This window comes from Rubrivirga sp., assembly GCF_049648075.1.
Taxonomy (GTDB): Bacteria; Bacteroidota; Rhodothermia; order Rhodothermales; family Rubricoccaceae; genus Rubrivirga.
Map to the genome: position 1 here is coordinate 1 of NZ_JBARYR010000328.1, position 4,367 is coordinate 4,367.

Consider the following 4,367-nt stretch of genomic DNA (forward strand, 5'->3'; position numbering starts at 1 on the left):
CCGCGACGCCACGTTGCTGTCGATGGGCGCCGTCGACACGATCTACCGACTGCGCGGCAGCGATCTCCTGGGCCACATGGACGACGTCCTCTACCTCGCGAGCCAGTGGGAGGCGCCGGGTGCTGGAGACCCGTTCTCTGCGCGAGGACGCGTCAACCTCAAGACGTTGGCGACGCGTGAGGCGAAGCAGGTCGAGCTCCGCCCCGAGCAGCCGAGCGTGCTCGTCCCCTACGCCCTCGAGGACGACGCGTCGCCCGAGCGCCACCTGTGGCACGTCGCAAACGGCCGGGCGCCACACGTCTTGGTCCGCCGTCTCGACCGCCGCTTCCCGTCCGTGTGGTCGGCCTACGCCGAGCGGAGCCTGCGCCGCGTCGAGGTCGACCGGCCGGCGCTCCGCCGCGCGAGCTAGATCGGGAGGGTCGGAGGGATACGGGATGGAGGGATGAGAGGACCGTCCGTCTTCGAGGTCGGGTCGTGCGCCGCCGTTCGTCCTCGAGGACGGGAGCGCGTCGTGGACCTCGAGGTCGGGGGGCGGGTCCACCTGGTTTGGAGGGGGAGTCACCTGCGCATCCTCGAGGCCGTGAACGGCGCCGACCGGCGTACGTCCCCGCATCCCTCTATCCCCCCGCCCCTCACATCTGTCCACACACGTTGTGACACGTCGCTGTCACTAGGAGTTTCTACGCTGCTCTCACCGAACTCTCCCCACCTCCCATGACTGTCCATCCGCTTAGTCGTCGGCCGCAGCAGCGGCGCCTCGTGATCGCCGTCCGCGGCCCTGCCGGGACCGGCAAGAGCTGGTTCGCCGCCTCGCTCGCCGATGCCGGACTCGGCCGTCTCTGCTTTTTCGACACCGAGCGAAAGGCCCGTTTGCTCCCCGGCGCCGACGGCTCGCACTACGACGCCATCGAGGTCGAACACCCGGACGAACTACTCCCGTTCGTCGACTGGGCGCTTGGTGAGGGCAAGGCCGAGCAGGGCTACGGCTGCTACGCGCTCGACAGCTGGGCGATGTACTTCGGCCGCAAGCACCGCGCGACGGTCCAGGCCGTCCGCGACCGGACCGGCGACCCGACGGCCCAGCCGTCCGCCGAGGAGCTCCAGGCCGACCAGGTCGTGTTCCAGGAGGTCCTGCGCCGCCTGTGCGTCGACTCCGGCGCGTGCGTCGTCATCACGGACCAGATCGCGGCCCGCGGCAAGCAGGACCGCGAGGAGAACGAGGTCGGCCGCGTCTTGCCGATGACCACGTCCGGGCTGGAGTACTTCGTCGACGTGATGCTCGAGGTCTCGCTCCAACAGGACGGTTTTGAGACGCGCCGCATCGCGACGGTCGTCAAGTCGAACGCGTCCGACTTGCCCGTCGGGACCGAGTTCGAGAACCCGTCCTTCGCGGACGTGCTCGCCCAACTCGGCGCTGGCCCTGCTCCCGTCGAGGCGCCCCCGATGGCCGTCCTGCCCGAGCCCGCCCTCGAGGTCGACGCTGGCCCGACGCTGGCGGAGTTGCTGGTCGAGGCCGAAGGCTTCGGCGTCGGCCGCCCCCAGGTGCTCCTGGCCGCGCGTCACTACTGCGGCGTCCAGGTCCTGGACGAACTGACGTCCGACCAGACGGCGGACCTGCTCGACCGGATGCGCGAGCGCTACGCCACGTCCGGCGACAGTGCCGGCACCCCAGAGCCCGAGGTGACGGTGAGCAAGCGCCGCAAGAAGGCGGCGTAGCCGGTTCGGCCTCGAGGGCGAGACCCCGTCCTCGAGGTCGTACAGGCTTATTCGACCGCGACCGACACATCGTCGGACCAGAAGGGGACGGGCTGCGCGAGACGGCCTGACCCTGCGTACACGATGCCGCTGTAGATCTCGGGACCCCAGTCCTGAATCTCCACGCGGTCGATGAGAAGCGGAGAGCTGGAGACGTTGTCCGGCGGCCACGTGCTCAAGATGATCGAGCCCTCGATCGATGTCGGTAGGCCGCCGTCGCCCTCTTCGGTGAACCTGAACTGGGTCGTCTGGCCACACTCGTCGCCGCAGAGTAGTGTTCGGCGAATCGTGACCGTAGTCCCAGAGAAGAGACCAATCCAGTCGACGGACCACAAGCGGGGGCCACCGTACCCATCAGTTTCAACGGCGTCGGCCTCTGTGATTGGGGGACCGCTATAGCGTACAATCTGGGGCCCCTCGGCGATGGTGTCGCAGGCAGAGAGAACGACGAGGAGAGCGGCGGCGGCGAGTCGCATCGACGAGAGCGGAAAGGTGCAGGGAGACGTTTGAGACCCAACCTCACAAATCGCGGGGGACACGGGAAGGGAAAAGGCTCGCCCCCTCCTCGAGGTCGGACCGGCGTCCTCGAGGGCTCGAGCGTGCGCTTTCGGAGATCGGAAGCGCTACCGGCCTCGAGGCCGTTGACACGTTCGCGTGATGCCGCGTATCCTCATGCCGTGAACGCCTTCCGCCGTACTCGACGTCCCCGACGACTGGACCTGGTCCAGCCGGAAGGGTGCGGCACACTCTAGACGGGCACCGTTCCCACCCCGACGGTCTCGCCCTCTCTAGCGCCGATCCTTCCCCGGGATCGGCGTTTTCTGTTTTAGCGCCATGCCTGACTCCAAAAACGCACCGATCGCCCTCGCCTTCTCGGGCGGCCTCGACACGTCCTTCTGCGTCCCGTATCTCCGAGAGGAGACCGGCCGCGACGTCTGGACCGTCACCGTCGACACGGGCGGGTTTTCCGATGACGAGAAAGGCGAGATCGAGGCCCGGTCGTCCAGCCTTGGCGCCGCCGGTCACCGGATTGTGGATGCCCGCGCCCAGCTGTGGGACCGCGTGCTCCAGTACCTCGTCAAGGGCAACGTGCTGAGGGGCGGTGTCTACCCGCTGTGCGTCGGACCCGAGCGCGTGGTCCAGGCCCAGACGCTCGCCCAAGCCGCCCGCGAGATCGGCGCGACGGCCGTCGCCCACGGCTCGACCGGCGCCGGAAACGACCAGATCCGCTTCGACGGCGCCCTGCGCCTGCTGGCCGACGACCTCGAGGCTATGGCCCCGATCCGAACACTCGCGCTGTCGCGAGAAGCCTCCACGGCCTACCTCCAAGAGCGCGGTTTCCCTGTCGAGGCGAAGACGACCGAGTACTCCGTCAATCGGGGACTGTGGGGCACGACGATCGGCGGCAAGGAGACCCACGACACGGCCGGCGTCTTGCCTGAGGACGCGTGGCCCGACACGGTCTCGCCCTCGAGGGCGCCGGACCAGCCGCACCACCTCGAGGTCGCGTTCGAGTCCGGCGTCCCGGTCGCCCTCGATGGCGAAGCGCTCGACCCGGTCGCGCTGGTGGAAAAACTCAATCGCGGGGGCGCGGCGCACGGTGTCGGGCGGGGGATCCACGTGGGGGACACCATCTTGGGCATCAAGGGCCGAATCGCGTTTGAGGCGCCCGGCGCGCTGACGCTCATCGCGGCCCACCGCGAGCTCGAGAAGCTGGTCCTGACGCAACACCAGCTCGTCCAGTCCGGCATCCTGGGCGATTTCTACGGCCGGCTTGTCCACGAGGGCCAGTTCTTCGACCCCGTCTGCCGCGACCTCGAGGCCTTCCTCGACAGCGCGCAGCACCGTGTGACCGGGACCGTCACCGTCGAGTGGTTCAAGGGCGCGATCCGAGTCCTGGGAGGCGTCTCGCCGCACTCGCTGTTCGACGCCGGCGCCGCCCGCTACGGTGAGGACCACGCCCTGTGGTCCGGCCGCGACGCCCAGGGCTTCGCCCAGATCTACGGGCTCCAGGCCCGACTCGCCGCTCGCGCCGGAAGCTGACCCGCCCTCGAGGCTACCCACCGATGCCTCGTCCTCGAGGCCGACACCGCCTAAACAGACAATGCCGACACGATCCATCACGACGTTGACCGTCGACCATGTTGCCAGTAGTGCCGGACCGTGCGGTCTAGGGCACGACGTTCAGGTCTCGCCCTACGTCGTCGCGGAAGAGGGCTACGTCCTGGCCGTCCGCGCCCTCGATGACAAAGACGTCTACAACCAACTCGAGGGCGCCGACGGCGTCTTCCGACGAATCGAGAAGGGCCAGACGCTGGTCGCGTCGCTTGGGGAGAGGCAAGCGCTCAAGGGCTACTCGGGCCGGATCCCGCGGCACGTCGCGCCGGGCGACACGCTGCACGTCCAGAACATGGGCGGCATCCTGGGCAAGGTGGCGACCCCGCACCCCGACCTCGGCCCCGCCCTGCGCGTCGAGGTCCTGGGCGCCGTCCTCGAGGGCGACCCGCCTCGGCACGCGCGGATTCAGGACACGGCCATCGAGCCGGTCGAGACGCTGCAGGTCTCGGCGCCGTTGGTGATGGTGTCGGGGACGGCGATGAACACGGGGAAGA

At 68.9% G+C, this 4,367-nt stretch carries 4 protein-coding genes and 1 pseudogene; 4 read left to right on the top strand and 1 reads right to left on the bottom strand.

From position 1 onward, the window contains the following. Positions 1-409 (top strand): hypothetical protein (locus tag WBA11_RS09775; protein WP_424520512.1); only part of this gene is annotated, 409 nt, incomplete at its 5' end. 350 nt (positions 410-759) lie between these two features. After that, a complete protein-coding gene (locus WBA11_RS09780) occupies positions 760-1,716 on the top strand; it encodes a hypothetical protein (protein ID WP_424520513.1) in 957 nt (318 codons plus the stop codon). Positions 1,717-1,763: 47 nt separating this feature from the next. On the opposite strand, the gene WBA11_RS09785 is transcribed toward WBA11_RS09780, so the two are convergent. Beyond that, positions 1,764-2,231: a hypothetical protein gene (locus WBA11_RS09785; RefSeq protein WP_424520514.1), complete on the bottom strand. Its 468-nt coding sequence runs from the start codon at positions 2,229-2,231 to the stop codon at positions 1,764-1,766. 358 nt (positions 2,232-2,589) lie between these two features. Between WBA11_RS09785 and argG the strand changes: the two genes are divergently transcribed. Together argG and WBA11_RS09795 are read left to right on the top strand one after the other, a co-directional pair. After that, a complete protein-coding gene (argG, locus tag WBA11_RS09790) occupies positions 2,590-3,798 on the top strand; it encodes an argininosuccinate synthase (RefSeq protein WP_424520515.1) in 1,209 nt (402 codons plus the stop codon). A gap of 61 nt (positions 3,799-3,859) precedes the next feature. Then, positions 3,860-4,367 (top strand): annotated as a pseudogene (locus WBA11_RS09795) (hypothetical protein); the annotation flags it as partial.